The 21902-nt window shown below is 54.7% G+C and carries 29 protein-coding genes; 8 read left to right on the top strand and 21 right to left on the bottom strand.

Features of this window, described 5'->3' with window-relative positions; all coding sequences use genetic code 11:
- Window positions 1-223 precede the first annotated feature (223 nt).
- From PHE17_RS20005 to PHE17_RS20015, 3 genes are all read right to left on the bottom strand, one after another.
- Window positions 224-436, bottom strand: a complete 213-nt coding sequence (locus PHE17_RS20005; RefSeq protein ID WP_301017690.1) for a hypothetical protein — start codon at window positions 434-436, stop codon at window positions 224-226.
- Between the two features lie 35 nt (window positions 437-471).
- The gene (locus PHE17_RS20010; protein ID WP_301017691.1) at window positions 472-783 is read right to left on the bottom strand and encodes a hypothetical protein; all 312 of its coding nucleotides are present in this window, start codon (window positions 781-783) and stop codon (window positions 472-474) included.
- A 185-nt stretch (window positions 784-968) separates the two neighbouring features.
- Window positions 969-1241, bottom strand: coding sequence for a hypothetical protein (locus tag PHE17_RS20015; RefSeq protein WP_301017692.1), 273 nt, complete (start codon window positions 1239-1241; stop codon window positions 969-971).
- Between the two features lie 196 nt (window positions 1242-1437).
- On the opposite strand from PHE17_RS20015, the gene PHE17_RS20020 reads away from it, so the two are divergent.
- Window positions 1438-1869 carry a hypothetical protein gene (locus tag PHE17_RS20020; protein WP_301017693.1) on the top strand — a complete coding sequence of 144 codons (432 nt, stop codon included), beginning with the start codon at window positions 1438-1440 and terminating at the stop codon, window positions 1867-1869.
- Window positions 1870-1881: 12 nt separating this feature from the next.
- Window positions 1882-2553: an amidohydrolase family protein gene (locus PHE17_RS20025; RefSeq protein WP_301017694.1), complete on the top strand. Its 672-nt coding sequence runs from the start codon at window positions 1882-1884 to the stop codon at window positions 2551-2553.
- A 6-nt stretch (window positions 2554-2559) separates the two neighbouring features.
- Here PHE17_RS20025 and PHE17_RS20030 read toward each other — a convergent pair whose 3' ends face one another.
- The 16 genes from PHE17_RS20030 to PHE17_RS20105 all read right to left on the bottom strand — a co-directional run bounded on the left by PHE17_RS20030 (window position 2560) and on the right by PHE17_RS20105 (window position 17255).
- On the bottom strand, window positions 2560-3192 hold the full coding sequence (locus PHE17_RS20030; protein WP_301017695.1) for a D-Ala-D-Ala carboxypeptidase family metallohydrolase: 633 nt from the start codon (window positions 3190-3192) through the stop codon (window positions 2560-2562).
- A 134-nt stretch (window positions 3193-3326) separates the two neighbouring features.
- The gene (locus PHE17_RS20035; protein ID WP_301017696.1) at window positions 3327-3794 is read right to left on the bottom strand and encodes an MCP four helix bundle domain-containing protein; all 468 of its coding nucleotides are present in this window, start codon (window positions 3792-3794) and stop codon (window positions 3327-3329) included.
- A gap of 507 nt (window positions 3795-4301) precedes the next feature.
- Window positions 4302-4910: a hypothetical protein gene (locus tag PHE17_RS20040; protein ID WP_301017697.1), complete on the bottom strand. Its 609-nt coding sequence runs from the start codon at window positions 4908-4910 to the stop codon at window positions 4302-4304.
- 36 nt (window positions 4911-4946) lie between these two features.
- The gene (locus PHE17_RS20045) at window positions 4947-5183 is read right to left on the bottom strand and encodes a hypothetical protein (RefSeq protein WP_301017698.1); all 237 of its coding nucleotides are present in this window, start codon (window positions 5181-5183) and stop codon (window positions 4947-4949) included.
- Between the two features lie 245 nt (window positions 5184-5428).
- A complete protein-coding gene (locus tag PHE17_RS20050; RefSeq protein WP_301017699.1) occupies window positions 5429-5920 on the bottom strand; it encodes a hypothetical protein in 492 nt (163 codons plus the stop codon).
- Between the two features lie 16 nt (window positions 5921-5936).
- Window positions 5937-6173, bottom strand: coding sequence for a hypothetical protein (locus PHE17_RS20055; RefSeq protein ID WP_301017700.1), 237 nt, complete (start codon window positions 6171-6173; stop codon window positions 5937-5939).
- On the bottom strand, window positions 6170-6421 hold the full coding sequence (locus PHE17_RS20060) for a hypothetical protein (RefSeq protein ID WP_301017701.1): 252 nt from the start codon (window positions 6419-6421) through the stop codon (window positions 6170-6172). Before PHE17_RS20060 ends, PHE17_RS20055 begins: the two co-directional genes overlap by 4 nt.
- Window positions 6422-6432: 11 nt before the next feature.
- On the bottom strand, window positions 6433-6825 hold the full coding sequence (locus PHE17_RS20065) for a hypothetical protein (protein ID WP_301017702.1): 393 nt from the start codon (window positions 6823-6825) through the stop codon (window positions 6433-6435).
- A 22-nt stretch (window positions 6826-6847) separates the two neighbouring features.
- Window positions 6848-8203 carry a DUF87 domain-containing protein gene (locus tag PHE17_RS20070; protein ID WP_301017703.1) on the bottom strand — a complete coding sequence of 452 codons (1356 nt, stop codon included), beginning with the start codon at window positions 8201-8203 and terminating at the stop codon, window positions 6848-6850.
- A gap of 14 nt (window positions 8204-8217) precedes the next feature.
- Window positions 8218-8889 carry a DUF4400 domain-containing protein gene (locus PHE17_RS20075; RefSeq protein ID WP_301017704.1) on the bottom strand — a complete coding sequence of 224 codons (672 nt, stop codon included), beginning with the start codon at window positions 8887-8889 and terminating at the stop codon, window positions 8218-8220.
- Window positions 8889-10922, bottom strand: coding sequence for a type IV conjugative transfer system coupling protein TraD (gene traD / locus PHE17_RS20080; RefSeq protein WP_301017705.1), 2034 nt, complete (start codon window positions 10920-10922; stop codon window positions 8889-8891). Before traD ends, PHE17_RS20075 begins: the two co-directional genes overlap by 1 nt.
- Before the next feature lie 4 nt (window positions 10923-10926).
- The gene (locus PHE17_RS20085; protein ID WP_301017706.1) at window positions 10927-11649 is read right to left on the bottom strand and encodes a hypothetical protein; all 723 of its coding nucleotides are present in this window, start codon (window positions 11647-11649) and stop codon (window positions 10927-10929) included.
- Window positions 11639-13957 carry a DNA-binding domain-containing protein gene (locus PHE17_RS20090; RefSeq protein ID WP_301017707.1) on the bottom strand — a complete coding sequence of 773 codons (2319 nt, stop codon included), beginning with the start codon at window positions 13955-13957 and terminating at the stop codon, window positions 11639-11641. Before PHE17_RS20090 ends, PHE17_RS20085 begins: the two co-directional genes overlap by 11 nt.
- Window positions 13908-14849: a zinc-finger-containing protein gene (locus PHE17_RS20095; protein WP_301017708.1), complete on the bottom strand. Its 942-nt coding sequence runs from the start codon at window positions 14847-14849 to the stop codon at window positions 13908-13910. Before PHE17_RS20095 ends, PHE17_RS20090 begins: the two co-directional genes overlap by 50 nt.
- A gap of 29 nt (window positions 14850-14878) precedes the next feature.
- Window positions 14879-16816 (bottom strand): MobH family relaxase, encoded by a 1938-nt coding sequence (mobH, locus tag PHE17_RS20100; RefSeq protein ID WP_301017709.1) that lies wholly within the window; start codon window positions 16814-16816, stop codon window positions 14879-14881.
- Window positions 16817-16820: 4 nt separating this feature from the next.
- Window positions 16821-17255, bottom strand: coding sequence for a hypothetical protein (locus PHE17_RS20105; protein ID WP_301017710.1), 435 nt, complete (start codon window positions 17253-17255; stop codon window positions 16821-16823).
- A gap of 147 nt (window positions 17256-17402) precedes the next feature.
- Between PHE17_RS20105 and PHE17_RS20110 the strand changes: the two genes are divergently transcribed.
- From PHE17_RS20110 to PHE17_RS20135, 6 genes are all read left to right on the top strand, one after another.
- Entirely contained in the window at window positions 17403-17639 is a 237-nt protein-coding gene (locus PHE17_RS20110) for a WGR domain-containing protein (RefSeq protein ID WP_301017711.1), read from the top strand.
- Between the two features lie 106 nt (window positions 17640-17745).
- Complete coding sequence (locus PHE17_RS20115; RefSeq protein ID WP_301017712.1) at window positions 17746-18621, top strand: formylglycine-generating enzyme family protein; 876 nt, start codon at window positions 17746-17748, stop codon at window positions 18619-18621.
- A 58-nt stretch (window positions 18622-18679) separates the two neighbouring features.
- Window positions 18680-18964: a hypothetical protein gene (locus PHE17_RS20120; protein WP_301017713.1), complete on the top strand. Its 285-nt coding sequence runs from the start codon at window positions 18680-18682 to the stop codon at window positions 18962-18964.
- Window positions 18965-18991: 27 nt separating this feature from the next.
- Window positions 18992-19762 carry a molybdopterin-synthase adenylyltransferase MoeB gene (gene moeB, locus PHE17_RS20125; protein WP_301017714.1) on the top strand — a complete coding sequence of 257 codons (771 nt, stop codon included), beginning with the start codon at window positions 18992-18994 and terminating at the stop codon, window positions 19760-19762.
- Between the two features lie 123 nt (window positions 19763-19885).
- Window positions 19886-20119, top strand: a complete 234-nt coding sequence (locus PHE17_RS20130; protein ID WP_301017715.1) for a MoaD/ThiS family protein — start codon at window positions 19886-19888, stop codon at window positions 20117-20119.
- Between the two features lie 2 nt (window positions 20120-20121).
- Window positions 20122-20565, top strand: coding sequence for a molybdenum cofactor biosynthesis protein MoaE (locus tag PHE17_RS20135; RefSeq protein WP_301017716.1), 444 nt, complete (start codon window positions 20122-20124; stop codon window positions 20563-20565).
- A gap of 37 nt (window positions 20566-20602) precedes the next feature.
- Here the strand turns inward: PHE17_RS20135 and moaC are convergent, their stop codons facing one another.
- The gene (gene moaC, locus PHE17_RS20140; protein ID WP_301017717.1) at window positions 20603-21079 is read right to left on the bottom strand and encodes a cyclic pyranopterin monophosphate synthase MoaC; all 477 of its coding nucleotides are present in this window, start codon (window positions 21077-21079) and stop codon (window positions 20603-20605) included.
- Window positions 21080-21288: 209 nt separating this feature from the next.
- On the bottom strand, window positions 21289-21717 hold the full coding sequence (locus PHE17_RS20145; protein WP_301017718.1) for a LysM domain-containing protein: 429 nt from the start codon (window positions 21715-21717) through the stop codon (window positions 21289-21291).
- Between the last annotated feature and the right edge of the window lie 185 nt (window positions 21718-21902).

Here is a 21902-nt window from a genome sequence, read left to right on the forward strand (position 1 = left end):
AATACCAGAACGATTGCAGATTCCAGTCCGCACGGCTTGCACCACTGACCGGGATGCGTGGCGTTTCAGGCAGGAAGAATGCAGCCATTGCTACCGCCAGCAGCGTGCTAAACAGCAGGTGGGGAACAGTCATGGCACGGGGAATGGTATTCATGGTAGGTGAACTCCTTTTTTGCCACGATTGTAAGTAACTGATGTGCAGGGGTTATGCAGTTTTTGGGGATTATGTGGCTAGCAGCAGTTTTTTCATGGCGCAGCAGGTACGGCTGGCAGGTCGAGGCTGTTGCGGATTGCGCCCGTCGCCAAGTCCACTGTGAGGGTCAATCATGCGCCCGTAACTCAGTTTTTCTTCGATATGGCGACCCTGTTCCACATTCACCATATCGGGGACAAAGGTGGGAAATAACAGCCCCCGAATTTCATTGAGGGCAAGCAATGTCCCCGATAACAAAATAGGGAATATCGGCAGCCTCAAGGGCTGAACAAAGAAGCAGATGCTCCACATTGTCGATGGGGTGGCAGAGAGTGATCATCGTGATCTCCCGTTGGATAAAACAAAATCCCCGCCGCTTCCATGCCTGCCACACGCACCATATCTTCCACTTTACCGCTGAGGTTTTTGCCATCCCCCGCTTGCAATGCAGGTATGGCAACCCGTGGTAAATCTGCGATGGCTGTTGCGCTGATTCCCAGTGAAGCAAAAAAGGGGGTTGCCAGTGCTACAGCAGCGATTGCCAAACACGCGGCAAAACTGACCGTTAGGATAAAGCGGATGCGGTTCACAAGGTTTGAAATGTGGGTTGCATAGTACTAACTCCTATTTTCGTAATGTCTTTTCTGTGAAGTGAGACGCTGAAAATGGGGTAAAAGTTCATCTCATTAAAACCCAAGTGTTAGGTTTTGCATTTGGGTCAAATACGGTTGTTTTGCTAATTCTTGCGAAATATTCAGAGTTCACCCGCCACTGTTTAAGCAATTAAAGAGACACATAGCAGTAGGATGAGCAAACTAACAACACTTTCCGCCAACCAGTTAAACACCCGCATTTCTTCATGACGCACACGGCTAATGGTGGATGCAATCCCTGCGGCAAGGCTAAAACCCACAATACTGACAGCATCCGCAAAGAAGCAGCCGAACCATTGGGTACTACGGCAACTTGTAACTATCGGCATGAGCAAAGGTGAAACGGCTGCTAACATTAAGCAGGCAACGGCAATTTTTGCAAACGTACTTTTCATAATCACTACGCTATTGATGATTATTGGGCAGGTGAATACAGTGTAAGAATCTGCGGGTGCATGGGCAAGTCACATACCAAAGGTAGCAATATGCACAACTGTTAGCTGCGGTATTTGCACATCCTATCAATCCTGTTGCTGCTTCTGCCACATTTCCATTACGCTTGCAGCCATCTCAATAATGGAAAAATCCCCCGTGAAAAAACCACACTGGTTTAAACGCCTACTAATCGGGCTTGCCCTTGTCACCGTCGCAACGTCGGTGATCGTGCTGCTGTTACGCGAAATGTTTTTCACGGGTACAATCTTGCCGCCGTCCCCCCTTCCCAGCGGAAAAATCGTCGATATGCACGTCCACATCGCAGGCATCGGCGCGGGTGGTAGCGGCTGCTTCGTGTCGCCTGCGTTGCAGGAAAATTTCCGTTTTGCCCAATATTTGGCAGGGTTTGGAGTGACCCGAAGCGAACTGCAACAGCACGGTGATGACATCGCAGTGGACAAGATTGCTGAGCGTTTGCGCAATTCCACCCATGTCCAAGGCGCGGTGTTATTGGCGCTGGATGGTGCGGTGGATGAGCGCGGCGAATTGGATTTGCCGCGCACAGAGGTGTACATCCCCAACACTTAGGTGGCGGCGCAAGTGCAGCGTTACCCCGACCTGTTTTACTTCGGTGCAAGCATCAACCCTTTCCGCAAGGATGCGCTGGAACGGCTGGAACAAGCCAAGCAGCAAGGCGCGGTGTTGGTGAAATGGATTCCCAATATCCAACACATTGACCCGGCTGACCCGCAACTTGCACCGTTTTACCGCAAAATGCATGAATTGGGCTTGCCGCTGTTGAGCCATACGGGACAGGAACGTTCGTTCAGTGCGGCGAATGATGCTTTCGGCGACCCGCGCCGTTTGGCACTGCCGCTATCATTGGGGGTAACGGTGATTGCGGGGCATATTGCCACCACGGGCATCAACCACGGGGAAGACAATTACCAGCGCATTTTGCCGATGTTTGCCCAGCACCCCAACTTATACGCCGACATTTCCAGCCTCACACAAATCAACAAACTGGGGTATATGGCGAAGGCGTTGCGTGAACCGCGCCTGCAAGGGCGCTTGCTGTATGGCAGTGATTTTCCACTCTCTAATATGATCCTGAGTTCGGTGTGGTATTTTCCACTCAATTTGGGTAAGGATGAGATGCGCCGCATCAATGCCATCCCCAACCATTGGGATCGGGATGTGGCGTTGAAACAAGCGTTGGGTCTGCCGCCGGAGGTATTTACGCGCAGTGCGGCGGTGTTGGGAATCCGGTAGCAGGGATTAGCGTTGGCATGGCGAACTTTTCGTGGTGTAATCCTGCCCCCAAGTGCGGAAGCCTTGCGTGTCGATGTGGATTTGTCCGCCGGGATAAAAACCTAAACCCATTGCCTGTTTTGCACCGTGTTGCCGCCAGTATTTACACAGTTTGGGAAAGGTTTGCTGCCCATCCGCCGGAGATTTGAAACGCATATCGAGTGCACCGTTGCTGAGATGCTTGCTGCCTGCACTGCCTCCAGCGCAACGATTTAGCTCTGGGTAGCGATAGCTAGAAGTTATGGCAACAGCGGGCAAAATGTTTTGTAGCTGCAATTGCCGTAACAGTTTCAATGTATTGACCATGTTCTGCCATTTGTCTTTAGGTGGCACGACGAAGGGATCAGCACCACATTTTTGCCAATCGCGGGCAGCGGAAAGCAACTCAGGGAGAGGCAATGTTTCGCCAACGCCTTGCTTGTTCAAGTAGCTGGTGTAGGCAGCGGTTTCCGCTTGCCGATTGGTGGTTTTCAGCCACGTTTCAAAGTCGGGTTTCGCGGGGATGTTGTGCCATGTTGCCCACCAGACAGCAATTCCGATGCCTATCCCGAATGCGGCGATTAATGGAAGCCCTTTGTGGGGCGAAATGTTAGCTACCATAATGCCGCATTGCATACAGCAGGTTTAGTGCATTGGATACCACAATGGGGGCAAGCACATCTAACAGCCCCGTCACTACCAAAAAATGGCGGTTCATGCGCCACCGCCCCTGCCAAAGCCAGCAGCAAGCACGCCTAAACGCAATCTTGGTCAGGTTCCGATGCTGGGTTAATGGTTGCGCCCAATTCAACCAGTATCCCTTTCATTTTCTTTACCCGTTCCAACTGGATCGTGGTGGCCAACTGTTTGGCATCAGCCTTCCTCCCTGCTTTGATGGCAGGAATGATCCCTTCATCACGGGTTTTCTTGAATGCCCCCCAAACCTGCTGGAATTCCCCCAGTTTGGCCGCTTGTTCCGGTGGGGTCTCCGTGTCAGCCAAAGCGGCGGCAATGGCGTCATCCACAAGCTGGCTAGCCTTGGTAATTTCTTCTTGGTGCTTGTCTTGGGCGGTGGCGTCAGGGGCATCAAGCATGGCTACCAGATTTTCACGGGCAACCATCATGGACGACTTGATGGCATTGGCATCTATCCCCGCGTGGGCTATTGGGGTGCACAGGAAGAAAACCAATAGTGCAAAGAATACCTGCATGAGTTTCCGCATAATCCTCTCCATGGAATTTATTTGGGCATTGAAAAATTAGGGTATTGTCACCACACGTAGCGCCAGCCATTGGGGAACGGCTGGACAAACAGACACCGGGCGGGCCATCCCCGGTGTACCTGTTTGGGCAACAACAAAGCGAAAAAGGGGCCAAAGTGGTTGTTGCCTGCTTTCCTTCATAACCCAAAGCCTAAATGGAAGGGTTTGGGGGAATGGCTTCCTGCCCATTTCTTTATCCATCACTTTGGCCCCTAACTGAATGTAGGCTGAGTAATTGGGTTTGTCACCTGACACTCTATTTCTGGGTAAAGTTTGTTCAGCGTGAGGACTGCCGCACGGTGGCCTGTTTGGCGGTGTCCCTTGGGGGGGTGATACCTGAAAAGGGGAGGCACAGACAGGGGATGCTGTGCCTCCCAAATGTGAGTGTCAGTGCGAGATGAAACAGCCCCGCATTTTTGTTATCAGTTGGGGAAGGGGGGGGAGCTTACGCCTCTTTGTGTGTAAATTTCAAGCAATAAAAAGAAACCGGATAGCAGCCCCCAAATTGCCAAAACCATTTGCCGCCGCAAAGTCCGCAGCAACCCAGCCATCATTCCCCAATTCCTCAGCGTACCCCCTAATAATAGTATCCTCAAATGCCAATGCCGCCTTGAGGGCCTTTCCGTCCTGTCCATTGTCATACCCCTGTTTACCTATCCAATGGAACTCGAATTCAAAGGACGGCAAACCCAACGGGAGTGGTGCTTGGATATAATAGGGTGGCTGGGTTGCTGGGCAATAGTATGATGAAAAACAATGGGTTGGGTCGCCCTGCTTCTTCAATAGCTCACTGCCCAGCAGTTGCCCCAGCGGCGAACGGCACAACCATGCCTGAATGCCAAACCTCCATTTGGGCAAATCCAATCCCCCAGTTTCGTGCTGTACCATGGAATAATCCGAGCCAAATGCCTCTTTCTCAACTGCGGTTAGCTCACGGACACATTTCCCGAAAGCATCGGTATGCCATGGGATGGGAAGCAACCAGTAATGGAATCCTGTCCAGTCTAGGTGGTGGTTTCCCATCCCGGTAAGGACAAGGACACCGCCATAGCCTTTTAGGACGTATTTTTTATGCATTTCCCTTTCTCCTGTAAGAATTGTCATACCTTTGGCTCACCCACAAGAAACAGAAAGTGATTTGTGACGCGCCAGATAGATGTCAAAAGGTTCTGGGGCCAGCACCAGCCCCACAAACTCAAGGGCATCAACGATTCCGGGCATTGCCAGCGCCACATCCCCTCCATGTGGATAATCAAGGTATGCCTTGTTTTTTGTCAGCTTGACAGTAATGGAGACCATGAACCTGTCAGTTGGTGTGCTGTTAGCAGCTTCCAAATCAAATGCCAGCAATGTCCCTCCGCAGGTATAACAGAATATGTTGCTTCTGGGCGCTGGCCCAAGCTGGCAGGAAATAAGCTGGCGCATCCTCCCCAACCAATCCTGATATTGCCTGTTCAGGTATAAGTCCCCATCCTCACAACCATTTATCCGTACACCAGTCCGGTGTGCAGGGCCAAAGCATTTGTTGTAACCGCTGTCCGGCTTGGTACATTCAGTACCCACCAGTGCACTCGCGCAACATGGGTGTGAAATGCTCATGCCACCACCTCCCCTGTAGCAAGCGCCAGTGCATCGTCCCAGCCCGGCAACACATCCCCATAGCTATCCAAAGGGTGTGTGGCTTCCACACGTTTTCCGAGTGCCGATCCCAACAGGCCAAGGAGTGCCACCAAGCCGGACGCATCCGGCAAGCGGGCAAAGGCTTCCGTACCTGACAGGCGGACGATGGCTTCTGACCCGAAACAAGGTGGGTATTGGATGTGGGTTAACACACATCCACGGCAAAGGATGCTGCCGTCTTCGCCTTGGTCGGTCAGCACCTCAATGTCATCATCAAGGCTTATGCTATCCCCGAAAGCGATATAGATTGTCCAATGGATTGTCCGCCCGTTCATGGGGCCTGAGGCAATCTCAACAAAAAACTCCTGTCCTTGTGCACCAAAGACAGGGTATGCATTGTACGGGCGGAACTCCCGTGCAATATTGGAGGCGGCTTGACCAAGGGCAAGCAGGAGCTTTTCTGGCATTGGTTCCATTACCTGCCTACCTGCATTTTTCATGGGTCACAGCCATCGCACGCAATGCCGGCGGGATCGTCTGGATTTCCCAATCAGGCTCAAATGGTGGGACAAGATAACGTTGTTCTGCAATGCACAGGCATTGCAGCAGTGTCGCCAAGGACACGCCAAAGGATTCCCCGGTTCTGCCATCCCCGAACTCAAATAGTGCCCCAAAATCCACAGGGAATGATGCTGCCGGTTGTGTTTCTACTGGATTCATTGGCTAGATTCTCCAATTGTGCAACCATCGGTACTTCCTATTCTCGCCCACCAGTGGGGGGACAACGGCGGGATGACCCTCTCCTTTTCCGCGAACCGCAGGGTTTCCATCAGTAACCCATAAGGGAGATGGAACACTTTTCCTGCCTCTGTTTCGAGCTGAAAAACTAATGAGCAGGCGGAGCGTTCACCCAGCGTCTCAATCACACCCGACAGGCGGACAATTGGAAGGTTAGGAATTTCCAACATACGCTTCCCCTTTAGTTGTTACTGTAGCCGTGCCACATATCAACAGTGTCGTTCAGATATGTGTCATTTATTTCATGCAGACGGGTTTGATGTTCCCTCCCCAAAGCCCGTATTGTTTCATCGTGTTTTTCCCGTTCTGCGATTGATTCTTCTACATATTTTTTATATGCATGGAAGTTGTGCAAGATGCGGTCTTTTTCTATCTTAAATTTTTTGCTGTGATATGGGAGTCTTGCCCTTAGTGCGATGTCGTGTAGATTCCGCCTGAAATCTGCCGTACTTATCCCAACCGAATCAGGCACATCTTTAGTCTTAACGCCGTTGCATAATGCCAATACGATTTTCTCGCATATTTCCAACTCGTTAGGTCGCATTAGCCTAGTTAGGCTGGATATATTTTTCATAACAAACTCCTAAGCGTCGTTGTTACCCAACAATCACATTCCCAAACGGCGGTTCAGCCCGCCCCGCCATGCGTAGCTGCACTGCCACCACTTCCTTTGCCCGGATGTATTTCAGGGTGTCCTTGCCCAGCCGCAGTTTGGTGGTTGCCGTCTGCCAATGGGTGGGGTGCAGCCCCAAGATCAGGGTTGCACCGACATTGGTGAGGAAACTTTCCGGGAAGTCATTCGGGCTTTGGCTGGCGCACCACAGGCCAATGCCGAACTTGCGGGCTTCCCGCGCAATCACGTTGATGATGTCGCTGCCATCCTTGCTAAAAAACTTGTGCGCCTCGTCCAGAAAGATAATGTGGCGCACCTCCGTACCGCTACGGGTTGGCCCTGCCTGCTTGTGGCGCTCAAAGATGGCACGCAGGCGCAACTTCACAAACAGGATTTGCTGTTCATCGGTGAGTGACCTGAGCTGGTGTACCCGTGCGTGGGTGTCGCCAAACGGTGGTGGGTTGGCGCGGAATATCCCGGCAGAATTGAGCAGTTCCAGCCGTTGCAGCACGGATGCCAAGGTATCGGCTGAATCGTACTTGAGCATATCCTCCAGTTCCCGCCCGGTCTGCATGGCTTCGATGAAGGCGGCATAGCTGCTGGTGCAGTTGTCCTTGCTGGTGTTGAGCTGCTTGCCCAGTTTCTCCAGTTCATCATCGCTGCTGGCTTTGGCGTATTTGCCTTGCAGGGCACTCAGGCGTTTGTAATGGCGGGAAAGCTGTTCCAGTGCGCTGATGCACTTGTTGTCACCACCGATGGTAAGGGTAGTGAGCTTGCGCCGCCCGTAGCTTTTGAGGTCATCCAGCGTGGGGTAATACTGTTTGAGGGCTTGGTAATTGCGGGCATCGGTGAATTGCCTGCGTTGGGCTTCGGTGATGCTATGCCGCTGCCATGTCTGTGGGTTGTCAGGGTAAATGCCTGCCATTGCGTAAGTGTCCAACAGCAGGTTGCGCAAGACCATCTCCTGTTTGATACCCAACTGCGGGGAGGCTTCACGCACCAGTCCCAGCAGGTATTCGGTTTGGCGGTTGACCCCACCCGTGTGCGGGTCAGTGTCCAACTCCAAAGGGTTGTAACCGTAGCCGGTGGCTTGTGAGTAACGGCAGGCGTTAGCACCGGGGATGCCATCCAGTTCATCATGCACATCGAACACATCCACCTCCAATCCGGCCTGTACGGCACTGCCCAGCAGGCGTTTGGATTGGAAGGACTTGCCCGTGCCGCTCATCCCGCACACCAGCAGGTGGGCATTGATCAGGCGCTCTGGTTCGTAATGCACCGGGTACTCCTGCTGCTTTTGGCGCAGGTGGTATTCGGAAAGCCCAAGGTAGTGTTTCATGTGTATTGCTGTTCTTAGATGTATTTCTTGAAGTAGCCAACTGCCAAGCGTGCTGCCAACGCCGTCAGCAGCAGGGCAGGGGGGATCACCCAACGGGGGTCAATGACAATGGGCGGTAGCAGGTACAGCACCCAAATGCCGCGCCCCGTGTTATTGAAGCCGTGCTTACCAAGGTGGTAAAGCAAGCCGGATTCCCGCCCAACACTGGTGCGGCGCTTGTACCAACTGACAAAGCCATCCGCCCCTGCTGCCAGCACCACGATCCCAAATAAGGGTGCGGCGATTGCCAGCACCGCCAGCCGTTGGGCGAACAACAGCACACCGATGTAGGCCGTTTGTATCTGATCCCGAAACCCTGTAGCCAAACCCTGCCCAATATCTGTGGCACTGGCAGTGCCGCTGTTAGCGACGGGATTGATGCCCAGCATCAGGAAGTCGTGTAAACCCGACCAAACAAACGTGGGCTGGTAAACCCACGCCTGTACCTGCTGGATCAAGGATTCACCTTGCGGTGTGGAAAGGCTGGCAACCAAGGCGGTTTCTGCCAGTAAATTGTGTTGGAACACCGCCACCCCGCGTACCGCAGGCCAAGGCCAGAACACGTACACAATGTCCACCATCAGGGCGCACAGGAACACTAACGTAAACCACTTCACATACCAGAGCGTGCCCGTTACCTTGTCCATCAGGCTTCCTCCCCACGGGTTTCGTTGACCCAACGGATGATGGCAGCCATGTCCTTGGGCAGCAGCGGGTCAGCACCCGCCAAGGGCAGGCGTAACTTGAACAGTTTGCCACCATCCAGCAGCGCAAAGGCTTGCCCCTTGGGCAGTTGCACTAAATCCGCAGGCACAAGGATGTCACTTTCCGCTTCGGTGATGCGGTCGGAGTTGCTGGAAGTGAAATCCACCGATGAATCCGGGTCGTTATTGTCGGTGGCGGCGGATTGTGCGGTCTTGGTGTAAATGCGCACCTTCGCCAACTGGTCGGTCAAAACGGCAGCGGTTTCCTCGTTCTTGACCCGCAGCATGATCAGGGTGTTGAGGTTGCCGACGATTTGCCCCGCCTTGGGCTTTTCGCCGATCCCCGCCTCGATGTCGGAAGCGGTTTGGGTGTAGGCCGTGACCTGCACCCCGGAACCACCCGCCTTGTTGAGCAGCGGGATGAACTCATTGCCCACCAGCTCGTTGAACTCATCGGCATGGATGGCGATCTTGGCGCGTTTGTGTCCGGGCAATTCCGGCAGGCCGAGGTTGTCGCCGTGCTTGTACAGTTGCCCGGCAATGGAGGTCAGGTCAGCGAACATGGAGTTGCCCACCGCACCTGCCACCTCCGCATCCGAGAGTGCGTCCAAGCCCACGTACACCACGCCTTTGGCGCGGATCACTTCCATCCAGTCCAGTATCGGGCGTTTGTCGTTGCGGTCGCCGTAATCTGGTGCGAGCAAATCACCCGATTTGCCGGAGGTGAGCTTTTCCAGCAATGGCAACAGCGAAGCGGTGAGCTTATCGAAATAGGTCTTGTCGTACTCAAAGGCTGACCGCAACCCATCCGCCACGGGATCGTACATTTCCCGGCTTTTGGCAAACTGCGTGTAGGCGATGGCCTTAAAGTCGCGGCTTTTGAGTGCCATTGTCAGGGCTTTGGGGTCAATGTTTTGGGCGATGGTATTGACCTGTTCGCGCCAATTCTCAATGCCTTCGCGGTCAAACCAGAAGGCGTAATACTCCATCATCAATGGCTCAATGTTGGTGACGTAACGCGCAATGGCGGTGTAATCCGGTCGCCTGCCCAATGCCACCAAGGCGTTCGATACGATGTTGGTGAAACGCCATGCAAACTCCTTAAAAGTGGCGCTGTTGCCAGAACCCGGCAATTGTCCGGCAATGCGCGAGGCCACTTCGGTGATGCGCCCAAAGCTGCCCACCGGGTTGTAGCGTTCCGAGATGTCAGGAAAACCAAGGTGGAAGATATGGAAATTGTCCAAGCGTCCGGCGCGTTTGCATTCCGCCCACATCCTTGCCAACAGTTCGGTGTCGCCCTTGGGGTCGAACACCACCACCACCTCACCCCGGCGGATGTCCTGCGTCACCAGCAATTCTGCCAAGCGGGTCTTGCCCACACGGGTTGTGCCCAGCACCAAGGTATGTGCCACGCGGTCGCCAAGGTCGATCCATGCCTCGCGCTCATCCTCCACCCCAACACCGTGCAGGGCAGGGTCGCCACCCACTGGCGGCAGTGCCTTTACAGGGTTCCACCACGCCTGTGAACGGGTGCGGGACAGCAGCCATTGCATCCGGGGGTTGTGTTCGTGGCGTATCTCCATTGCCCGCGCCCATTGGTATAACGCACCGGGCTGTATCCAGCGTCGCCCATCCGGGGAACGTGCCTCCACCAGCCGTTGGCTATGCACCTGTGTCCATTGGAAACCCTTGCCCAGAAACAGCTTGTGGCGTGACATGGGGATGGTATCCGCATCCAGTACGTAGGTGGGCAGGCGCTTGAGGTTGCGGCGGTACTGGAGGATGTTCCAGCCCTGCCAGAAACGCAGCAGCGCCAGTACGATGACACCTAATGCTACCCACACGGCTAAGCCCGGCATCAGCGGCGACAACTGGGCGGGGCGCAGCACCAGCACCACGGCGATGCCCAGCAGGATGGCGGACACCCACAACTCCACGGCAGGGCGCAGGCGGTTGTCGAAGATGGGTTGGCTCATACTATTAGAACCCCCATGCCTTAAACCAACGGCGGTAGGCAGGCATTGTCAGGTCGTCCATCACTTTGCCAAGCTCCCCTATTTTGAGGGTTCGGGGATTCTGGGTGCGTCTATCTAAAACTATGGTGGGTTGGTGCAACTCCACATACCACCCAGCCGTATCCCGCCGTTCGGTACTGGGACTCTCTTTGGCTTGGATGCTGACATCAGCACCTAACCGCCGTTCCTTGATAATATCGAGGCATTTTAGGTAATCACTGTACAGGGCATCATCGAAGCGGTAATCATGCAGTTTCAGTCCGTGCAATTCCATTTGCTCATCGTAAAAGCGGGCAAATTTCGCAATACAGGTTCGGTGGTTGCCATCATCATCCACATACCACTCAATCCCATTAACACTCAAAAATGACATCTCTGGTGATTTCTTGCCGGAGTCAGTGTAATAACTGGGATTGCTGTCATACAGTGGCAAGTTTTGGTGCATCCGTTTACCTTGCTGGAGGAATTCAATCCAGTCCAAACCTTGGTAGGCCGGATGTCTTGTCCCAACCACGTTAAACACGTTTAAAGTCCCACTATCAGCCCAATAGTGGTGTGTCAGAAATGGTCTCATTGCCAGAAATTCTTCATGCTTCCAACTGAGTATCTTTTCATTTGCCCAATGCGGCGGTTGCGCCATTACTTGCTGGTACAGTGCTGATTCTTGGATTGCTTGTTCAATTGCCATGTTTTGTTACCTTCTTTGGTTGTTGGGGTGTGGGTTTAGGTTTGGTGGATGGTTTCTGTTTTTGGGTTGCCTTGGCTGGTTTGGGGGCTGGTCGGCGGGACAGTATTGCCTCTGCCACCAGCAGCGTCTTTGCCTTTGTGGTGACATAGCCGCTATCTTGCGGGAGCGCCGCCTGTGGTAGGTCAAATGTCCTGCCCGGTGTACGGAACAGGACACCATGGATGAATAGGGACTTGGTTCTATGCACGAATGATGCCGCCGATGCGCCGGGTAAAGACCGTGCCTTGTTTCTGGCCTTATCCCACCAGCGGCCTGCCGGTTGCCCCTGCGCCCGGCAAAAGGCGGAGAACACGCGGTTGCCAACCAATAGCCCATCCTTGACAGTAACAACATCGGGCGGGTATTTCCCATCAAGCATTTGTTGCCGTAGCCACGGGGCGAAGCCATCCATCCAATCATCCGGCGATGCGGGCGGTGTGTTATTGGCGTTGGGTGCATCAGGTTCGGCGGGGATCACCGTGGGTGCGGTTGTGCCATCACCACTGGGGGTGTTGTTGGTGTCCCCATCCTTGCCCAGTTCTGGTTCTGTTTGTGCGGTTGCGGGCGGCACTGGGCTGCAATCATCCTCGGCCACTGGCAAAGGTGCTGGGCGGATATTGGGCGGGTTGCCAGCCGCCGTAGGCATAGCTTGGGGTGGGGTAGGTTGTTCCAACAGCTTGGGTATTGGCCGCCCATCCGTGTCGGGCATCCTGCCAAGGTTCAGTTTTTCCGCAGCGCCATCAATCAGGAATGCCCTGAAGGTGGCTGGTGGTTTTTCCGCACCGCTGTCCAGCGTATACACCGCAATATTAGTATGTATCCCTAACCGCAGGAACTGCCCGGCCAATGCCTTCTCGCCCAACCATTTTGCCAATGGGTGGCCTGTAGCCAAAAAGTCCGTAAACGTATTGGGTGCCACCAGCAGCAAGCTGCTGCCGATAATGTGGATGTTGGCCTTCCTTGAGTTCATGGCCACCTGCTTGCTGGCCAATGCGCGGAGCAGGCGTGCCTGCACCCAGTTTATGAGTGCTTGTGCGGCATCCGTAGGTTTTGGATAGGGGGCATCCAGTATTATCGGTCGTACCTGCAAATCGCTGTTGGATTGGTGGTATGCCCACATTTCAGCCGCATGGGAGACTGCTGCTGTGGGGAGTGACAGACGTTTGGCGGCGTCCCCAACGACAACAGCTTGTATCTCCCGTTTGGATGCGCACCCATCCGCACTGTGGATGATGTCGAAGCGCCAGAGTTTTGTCTTGCTTGTTGGGTCAATGGTATGCAGGTTGCACGCCAAGAATTGTTCGCGGGTCTTCTTGGGTGGTTTAATGCCATTGAAACATTGGAATGCAGCAGGGAACTCCAGTATCAGCCGCCCATCCGGTAACAGGAATGCCCAACTGTCGGGGGTGTTGGCACCGATAAACCCGCGTGTAAACCCGGCTGATAACCAAGCCGCCATGTGCCACCCGCGCATGGCGAAGACCGCCAACCCACGGTTGTCCCCCGCATCGAAACCGTTCAACTGTGCCAGCGCCTGCGCTGATTTCAACGGTTGTTTGGCCTTTTTGGTGGTTATTGACGGGAGGGGGGGCATGTTGGCACTGGGCACATCAGGTTTGGTTGGGATTACCGTGGGTGTGGTTATGCCCTCATCACTGGGGGTATTGTTGGTGTCCCCGTCTTTGCCCAGTTCGGGTGCTGTTGGCACGATGGCGGGTGGCATTAGGCCCTCGTCATAATCATCATCTCCCCACGGGGACGCCTCCCTAACCACGGGGACTGATGTGGTTGGAATGATGGTGGGTGCTGCAATTTCTGTAACGGCTGGCTTTGGTGGTGGTTGGTGGCTGCAATGGCCTAATGGTTTAGGGTTATCCGGCGAGGATACAGATTTGTCGGGTGCTGGCAGGTAGGCCAGCCCCAAGGTTTCCTGCGGGTTTTCCAGCAGGAAGCCACGTACCGCCCCGGACGTTTCCTTCCCCCTGACGTGGTACAGCCAGATGTTGCTGTTATCCGGCGTCCTCTTGTGTAGCCCCAATTTGGCGAAACATTTTTGCGCGTATTCCCAGTTATCCCCCCCGAACTCCTTGAACACCTGTGGGCTGACCAACAACAGCCCTTCCTTTACCGTGCGGGCAAGGCTGGAAGGGGTGTTCATGGGCAGGCGGTTGGAGCGCAGCCCCTCCGACAGCCAGTGCAGGAAACGTTGCCCGGTGTCGTCACTGTCGGGGTCGCCTGTGGCTTGCGGGATGTTGGCAACCCCCCCCAACTGCTGCTTGGCTCGTTGGGGCAGGTATTGGTGTTGGTGCTACGGGCGGCACAATGGCGGGGGGTGGGGTTGTGGCGATGTAGTGCTTGCAGATGGCGATAACACGGGTGCAGGTGGCTTTGTCAAACAGGCTTATGTGGCAATCCGTGCGGGGTACGCCTAATTGTTCGGCTAGCCAAAGGTAAGCGGCCGTCCGGCCCTTGCGCCCAGACTGCCAGATCGGGTCAAAGGCGGCATGTGCCGCATCCTTATCCTTCGCGCTGGCCAGTATTACCCGTAGCTTTGTGAGGGTGGGCGGTGTTGGTGGTGTTATCAGTTTGTCGATTTTTGCTCTTAGGGCGTCATTTTTATCCGCACTGGCCTGTTTGGGCAGCAACGGTGACAGCAGGCCGGACGGGAAGCCGAACAGTTGGAGTTGGGCATTGCTGACCAACCATGCCGTTTCAGTGAAGGCCACACCTGACTGTTGGCAGATGAAGGGGACATCCGTTTCCAGCCCGCACTTCCCTGTTTCAAACATGCGCAGCACCCCCGTTTGTGTGCTGTCGAAAAACTGCCACCACTGCCTTAACCATAAGCCTTTTGGTGTGACAAAATAGCTGGAACCTTTCCGGTTGCACGTTTCAGGCTTGTCCAAGAGTGATGTGATGAGCACCAATAACCGGGACTGGCATTCCAGCACCGCCAGACGGGCGGATTTTTCCGCCACAGTGCCTGTACCTGCCATTACTGCCGCGTTATCCAGCCTGTCAGCAATCCGCACCAGTGCCGCACCCGTCTGTTGCAGGGCAAGCAATACGTTATCCTGCTGCACGCCCCGCCTCCCAGCCCACTGGCTAACCCGCTGGCCAGCCGCCCCGAAAAATGCCCTGATGGATGTTATGGGCTTCATATCCCCCCCGTTTTTTAGTGTTTGGCCTGTCATTTGCCTGATGGAGCATCCGGTAAGGACACTGACTTGTTCGGCACTGGCAAGTAAGCCAGCCCCAGCTTTTCCAATGGGTTTTCCAGCAGGAAGCCGCGCACCGCCCCGGATTTCTTTTCCCCACGCACATGGTACAGCCAGATATTGCTGTTATCCGGCGTCCTCTTGTGCAGCCCCAACTTGGCGAAACGTTTTTGCGCGTATTCCCAGTTATCCCCCCCGAACTCCTTGAATACCCGTGGGCTGACCAACAACAGCCCTTCCTTCACGGTGTGGGCAAGGCTGGCGACAGTGTTCATGGGCAGGCGGTTGGAGCGCAGCCCCTCCGACAACCAGTGCAGGAAACGTTGCCCAGTGTCGTCACTGTCGGGGTCGCCCGTGGCTTGCGGGAGGGTAATCGGTGCGGGCTTTGCTAGGGCAATGGCGGCTGGTGGTGTAACCACCGCCGGAGATGGCTCATCGTCGTCAGCCCACGGTGATACATTTGTATCAGCGACGGTAGCCACTGCCTGTGCGGGTACAGGGATGGTATCCGGCAACCACTCATCCAGATCATCATCTGTGGCAGCAGATAGCGCTGCAACAGCGGCTGGATGTGCTGTGGCAGGTATTGGCTTGCTGCTTGCCGGGGCTGGAGGTTGGGTAACTGTGGCAGCAGGCGGCTTGGCTGATTCAGCAGCTTCAGTTTGTGCCGTTGCTGCCTTGCCAGCTTTTGGTTTGGGTTCTGTGGCAGCTTCCGTGCCTTTGGCGTTGTCTTTGGCATTGGGGGTAATCGTGCCATCCATTATCGGTGGGTATTGCGCTGGGTCTACCCACAATTGGTTGGCTGGCAGGCGCAGTAGGGTGAATGTTGAGGCAAAATCACCAACCTTAATGTCCACCTTCCAGATCGCTTGCCCGGCTGCTGTGGCAGTGAGGATGCCGTGCTGTTGCAGCTCCGTCATCAGGCGGATGTTGTCGCTGGGGATGCCTGTCTGGCCTTCGCTTTCCAAATGGGTGCGCAGCTCATCCATGACGCGCTTGGACATTAGCCACAAATCTTGCCCGTCGAAAAAGGCGGCTGATCCCGGATGGTTTAAGGGCAGGCGTTTTTCATCCAGCAAGAAGCGCAAGCCCGTGAGCAGGCGCTGGGACAGTGGCTTGGCACGGGCGGTGGGGATTTGCTGGGTATGGATGGCCTTGGCCCCCATCAGGTCATGGGCAACGGATTCCATGTCGGCCGCCGTCACCATCTGCCCCAGCACCCCGGCAACCTCATCTTGCCCGGAGAGGTATGCCAGCCAGACTTTGAAAACTTCGGGGAAATCCTGTTGCAGCCATGACAGTGCCTTAGCAGGGGTGAGCTGGCGGGCAAGCAGGGGTGGCAGCAGTTCATGGGTGCGGTATTGGCGGTCACGCACGAACTGCACTTGGTAATAACCCGATTGCAACGCGCCGTGCAGGGGTTGCCAAACCGCCATGCAGTCTTGCCCGCTGGCATTGTACAACTTGAGCTTTTGGTCACTGCATGGCTTGCCCACGTCATGCAGCAGTGCGGCACTGGCGACTGCATACGTCCATGCGTGGCCTTCCTTGTTAACGTCCTCGGCGGCAGCACCGGGGGGCAGCATCTTACCCTTGCGGGCTTTCATCGCCAGTTCCATCACTTGCAGGCTATGGGTGAGCATCCCACCTTGGCAGCAATGGTGGTGTGCCTCAGATGCCGGGGTTTGCTGCACAAAGGCGGCAAAATTGTCCAGCAGGGGCTGGTACAGTGCCGCCCAATAGTCGGGGGATGTGCCCGACAAGGCGCGGATGCGTGCCAGCAACTCGTGGTGCGGTTGCAGCAGGTCATGGGCAGGCAGTACAGGCCACACACCAGCAGGCAGCACCGGGATGGCGGGGCAGGCGGGTTTGGCAGGGCGGCGGAACAGGCCAGTGAGGCGGGCAAGCATGATGTTACCCTTGCTTTCCGGCAGCAAGGCGGTGCTGGCGCAGGAAGCCCAGACCTTGCGCCAGTGTTGGGTCTGCCACCCGGCATGAAGCCGTCCATGTAGTAATGGGTAAACCTTGTGCTTGGCAAAAAGGGTGGAAAGGGATTTTGCGGTAATCCCATAGCTGCCCATTGGCTTTGGCACGGAAATACAAGACGCACCAATGGCGCAGTGCGAACAGTGCCAAGCGGATTGGTTTGGGGTTGTCGCAAGTCATGGATTCCAACCAACGGGATAACAGGCAAGGCAGTGTGTCTTCATCGGTGACGGGTTGCCCATCGGCGGTTTCCAAGTAATTTTCCGTACCCTCAAAACGCTGGAGCAGTTCCGCAAAGGCGGGGATGTAGGCTTGCCAGCCCAGTTGGTGCAGGTGGGCGTTGATTTGTTCGATGGTGGTCACGGTGGAGGTAGTCTTTCCAGTTCAAAGTAATAACCGGGCAATGGTAGTGGATGGTGGGCTGGAAGGCATTTTTTCACCCCGGAGGTAAACTTTTTACCAACGGTGAAAACTTGAACTTTTGGTGGGTTTGTGCATAGCATGTTGGGTATGGAAAGTAGCCTTACCCAACTCTGGAAAAATCCGGCAAAACGGCGTTATTACCGCGTGCAAATTGCACCTGACTTGTTTGGGGAATTGTGCTTGGTACGTTCTTGGGGAAGTCTGGATACAGCACGCGGCAACTCCAAGACAGAAGTGCTGCCTAGCTGGCAGGATGCGCAACGCCACCTCAGTAAGATCGGTAAAGAACGTACCCGCAAGGGGTATCAAAGAATCAGCGGGTAAAGCCCCCCAATATGTTAGTAGGCAGGTAGCTGGACGCTGGCAGGTGGGGCTTTTTCCTGCCAATCCCTCCGTCCTACGAATCCCAGCCCAGACAAGGAACAGCGATATGCGCCCAGTAATGGCAACGGTAACAGCACTGCTTTTGAATATCCCGGCTTGGGCAGATGTACCCCCGTCACCCGCTGACCCTTACGCGCCAGTCAAGCCTAAGATGGTGCTGGTTCCGGCGGGGACATTCACGATGGGCTGCAAGGATGGGCGCGACAATGTGGAAGGTTTGGATAGGTGCGGTAATGCACCCGAGGAAACGCCTGCCCACGAAGTCACCTTAGATGCCTTCCAACTGGGCAAATACGAAGTGACCTTCGGCGAATGGGATTTGTGCACGAAAGATGGCGTTTGCCCACAAGTAAAAGATGGGGGGCAGGGACGTGGCAACCGTCCTGTGGCCAACGTCAGTTGGGATGATGCCCAAACTTACATCGGCTGGTTGAATAAGCGCATTCCGGGTGCACAATACCGTCTGCCGAGGGAAGCCGAATGGGAATACGCCTCCCGTGCTGGGAGCAACGATACTGCGTATTCGTGGGGGTATGTTGTGGGGAAAGGTAATGCCAATTGCCGTCAGGACCAGTGTAGCGATGCGTTTGGGCGCACTGCCCCCATTGGTAGTTTTATGGCGGATGGGTATGGCTTGTACGATATGCACGGTAACGTTTGGGAATGGTGTCAGGATCGGTTTGGCTATTATTCCCCTTCACCTTCCCGCAACCCGAATGGTGCTGAAAGTGGCAATTACCGTGTGTTACGCGGTGGCTCATGGCAATACAATGCACAGTACCTGCGTTCCGCTTACCGATTGACCCTCCCGCCGGATTTTCGGGACATCAGCTCAGGCTTCCGGCTTGCGCATCCGTGGGTTTCAGCCATCAAGCCTGCCTCTAATAGTGCGGTAACTACGGCATCAGCGAAAATGAACTGATGACCTCTTGTACCAGTCTGCATGTGGGGGCAGGATACTGGCATAGAATATCCGCCAAATGGGCTATGGCTGGGAAGCGGTTGGGGCGTATGGTGCGGGTACGAAAAAAGACAAAGCCGCCGCACGCCTGAAATATGCACGGAAGGTCTGGAAGGTGTTGGACAGGCAAGTGGTGCAAGGCTTGGAGAAACAGCCGGAACTTGGGCCTGTGGTTATGGCTGATGCCGCGCAACCTGCAAGCGGGCGGTGGCGGTGCACCACTATCGTGGGATATTGGTGGTGGAGTTGGAGTGATGGAATGTGCAATATAATTTGCAAAGCAATCTTCACGCTATATCATTGAAAGTAGAACTACCAAGGGTATCTAACCATGCAAGATGAACAGCTTCTCCGCTACAGCCGCCAGATTCTGCTGCCGCAAATTGATGTGGATGGGCAGATAAAACTGAATGGTGCCTCTGTACTGATTCTTGGGGTTGGGGGCTTGGGTTCACCTGTGTCGATGTACCTTGCTTCCAGTGGTATTGGCAAGTTGGTATTGAGTGACCCGGATATGGTTGACCTGACTAACCTGCAACGCCAGATTGTCCATGATACCCCTAAGGTTGGAATGCCCAAGGTAGAATCGGCTGGAGAAACCCTGCTCCGCCTCAACCCAGAAATCACTGTGACGATGATCCCAACCAAACTGGATGAAGCCACCCTGTTGGAACAGATGCAACAGGTGAATGTGGTGGTGGATTGCACAGACAACCTTGATTCCCGCCTGCTCATCAACCGCGTTGCGGTTGCTGCCCGTAAACCACTGGTATCCGCTGCTGCTATCCGTTGGGAGGGGCAGATCAGCGTGTTCCAGCCGTGGCTAGGAGAAAATCCCTGCTATCACTGCTTTTATGGCAAGGCCGGAGGCATTGCCCAAACCTGTAGCGAGAATGGGGTGGTCGCCCCGCTACTGGGTATTCTGGGCAGTATGCAGGCACTGGAAACTATCAAGCTGATTGTGGGCAGTGGCGAAACCCTCACGGGTCGGGTCATGCTGTTTGATGGGCAAGCAATGGAATGGATGGGGTTCAAGCTGCCACGCGATCCCGCTTGCCCTGTATGTGGCGGAATTGTGCGGGAACGGAATCCTTCTGCATAAAAAACGGGTATCTCCTGCTGCTGTCCTTTTATCCTCTATACCAGCTCCGGTAAGATGCGGTATTGTTGAAAAAGCCACATCGGTGCCTTTATCTTTACACCAACGCCGGGGAGCAGGAGAATTATGGCGGTCAATGTATTGTTTTTTGCCAGCCTACGGGAACGCTTGGGGAAGCAGCAGGCTAGCGTAGATAGTGATGTCCCGATCAGCATCATGGAAGTCTGGGAACGCAGTGGGGGTGGTTTGATACTGCCTGACAACGTATTGGTTTCCATCAACCACGTCTATGCCACAACTGACACGCTGGTACAACCGGGTGATGAGGTGGCCTTTTTTCCGCCGGTCACAGGAGGTTGAAGATGCAGCAGATCGAAGTGCGTGGCACCCCATTTGACCCATGGCAATATCTTGCCGACTGGCAAGCCCGCCAGAATCTGGCGAATGCCCGTTCCGGTGCAACTGCCGTATTCGTCGGCACGATGCGGGATTTCAATGAAGGTGATGATGTTACTGGAATGTATTTGGAACATTACCCCGGCATGACCGAATACCAATTGGAAACGATGGTGGCAGAATCCATAAGGGAATGGTCACTTGATGCCGTGCTGGTGGTGCACCGTGTAGGGGAGATACGGCCAGCCCAGCCCATTGTGCTGGTGGCTGTTTGGTCTGCCCACCGTGTAGCGGCATTCGATGCCTGCCGTCATATCATGGAAACCCTCAAGCATTCAGCCCCCTTTTGGAAACGGGAAACCCTATCTGACGGCTCCACCCGTTGGGTTAGCAACAATACACCCGGCTAAGGCCGCAAGTGACACAAAACCTGATCAATAATTGGTGTCAGGTGCGTTCCCATACACCTGATTTTCCTCCTGACTTCCGGTTCAGCCGGATACAATGCATTGACATCCCCCTATCCACTGCCTTGCACATGTCATAGATGGTTAGTAGGGCAACCTGTACGGCAGTCAGTGCTTCCATTTCCACCCCGGTTTGCCCGTAGGTTTCTACCGTTACCTGACAATGGACGGAAGCGGATGCCGTATGGGGTGTCAGTGCCACATCAACATGGGTCAATGCCAGTGGGTGGCACAGCGGGATAAGGTCTGCTGTTTTTTTGGCCGCCATAATGCCAGCAATACGGGCGATCCCTAGCACATCCCCCTTTTTGTGGTCGCCTTGGCATATTTTCGCTAAAGTGGCAGGTAGCATGTCAATACGACCTTCGGCAATAGCTATGCGCTGGGTTGGCGGTTTGTCCCCCACATCAACCATGTGTGCCTGCCCTTCCGCATTAAAATGTGTCAAGCCATTCATGAAATACATTATCCCTAGTTCAGTGCCCAATTATCATAGACCGCCAAACGTGTAATGGTCTAATGATTTCGGACAGTCAGACAAGTCCTTTATACTGCTGACTAAAGACCTATAGGATCACCGTGACTGAACGCAAATACTTTAGCCCCGCCTCCAAGTTGGAAATCGCCAAACTGATGGTGGATGGCAACCACAGCAAGCCGTTATACCTATTCCAGCCGCAAAACCTGCCCCTTGCGTATTTGGTAGGGTGGGCCTGCCAACTTGTTTAGGCTGGCGAGTTTCTTGATCGGCATCCCCGTCTGGCGCATGACCCGGTACAAGGTATCACCCGCCGTCACCCGGTAAGTTTTTGCCCCGCCCATAGCAGGCATCCCCATGCCCACTGGCGGCCACCATCCACCCTCTGGGGCAGATGGTGGCCATTGGTAGAGGTTACGTGTGTTTGCGGGTTCCCTCTGCTGTGGTTCCACTTGTTGTGGTTCTGCTGGTTGCCAGCAGGCTTCTTGGGGCTGGAATGGTTGGGCATTGGGGAGCGGTGGTAGCAGGTCAGGCCAAGGAAGTACCCGGCCACCCGCCGCCGCCAAGGGAGGGGTTGCCGCTGCGAGGCAGGCGGCAAGGACAGTGATTATTTTCATCGTTGTTGTGTCAGTCCAAGTCTATAAATTGTTGTGCTGGGCAAGGTTAAAGGGTGTTCGGCCACCCGCCGCCGCCAAGGGAGGGGTTGCCGCTGCGAGGCAGGCGGCAAGGACAGTGATTATTTTCATCGTTGTTGTGTCAGTCCAAGTCTATAAATTGTTGTGCTGGGCAAGGTTAAAGGGTG

It is taken from the genome of Thiothrix sp., assembly GCF_028714775.1.
GTDB lineage: Bacteria > Pseudomonadota > Gammaproteobacteria > Thiotrichales > Thiotrichaceae > Thiothrix.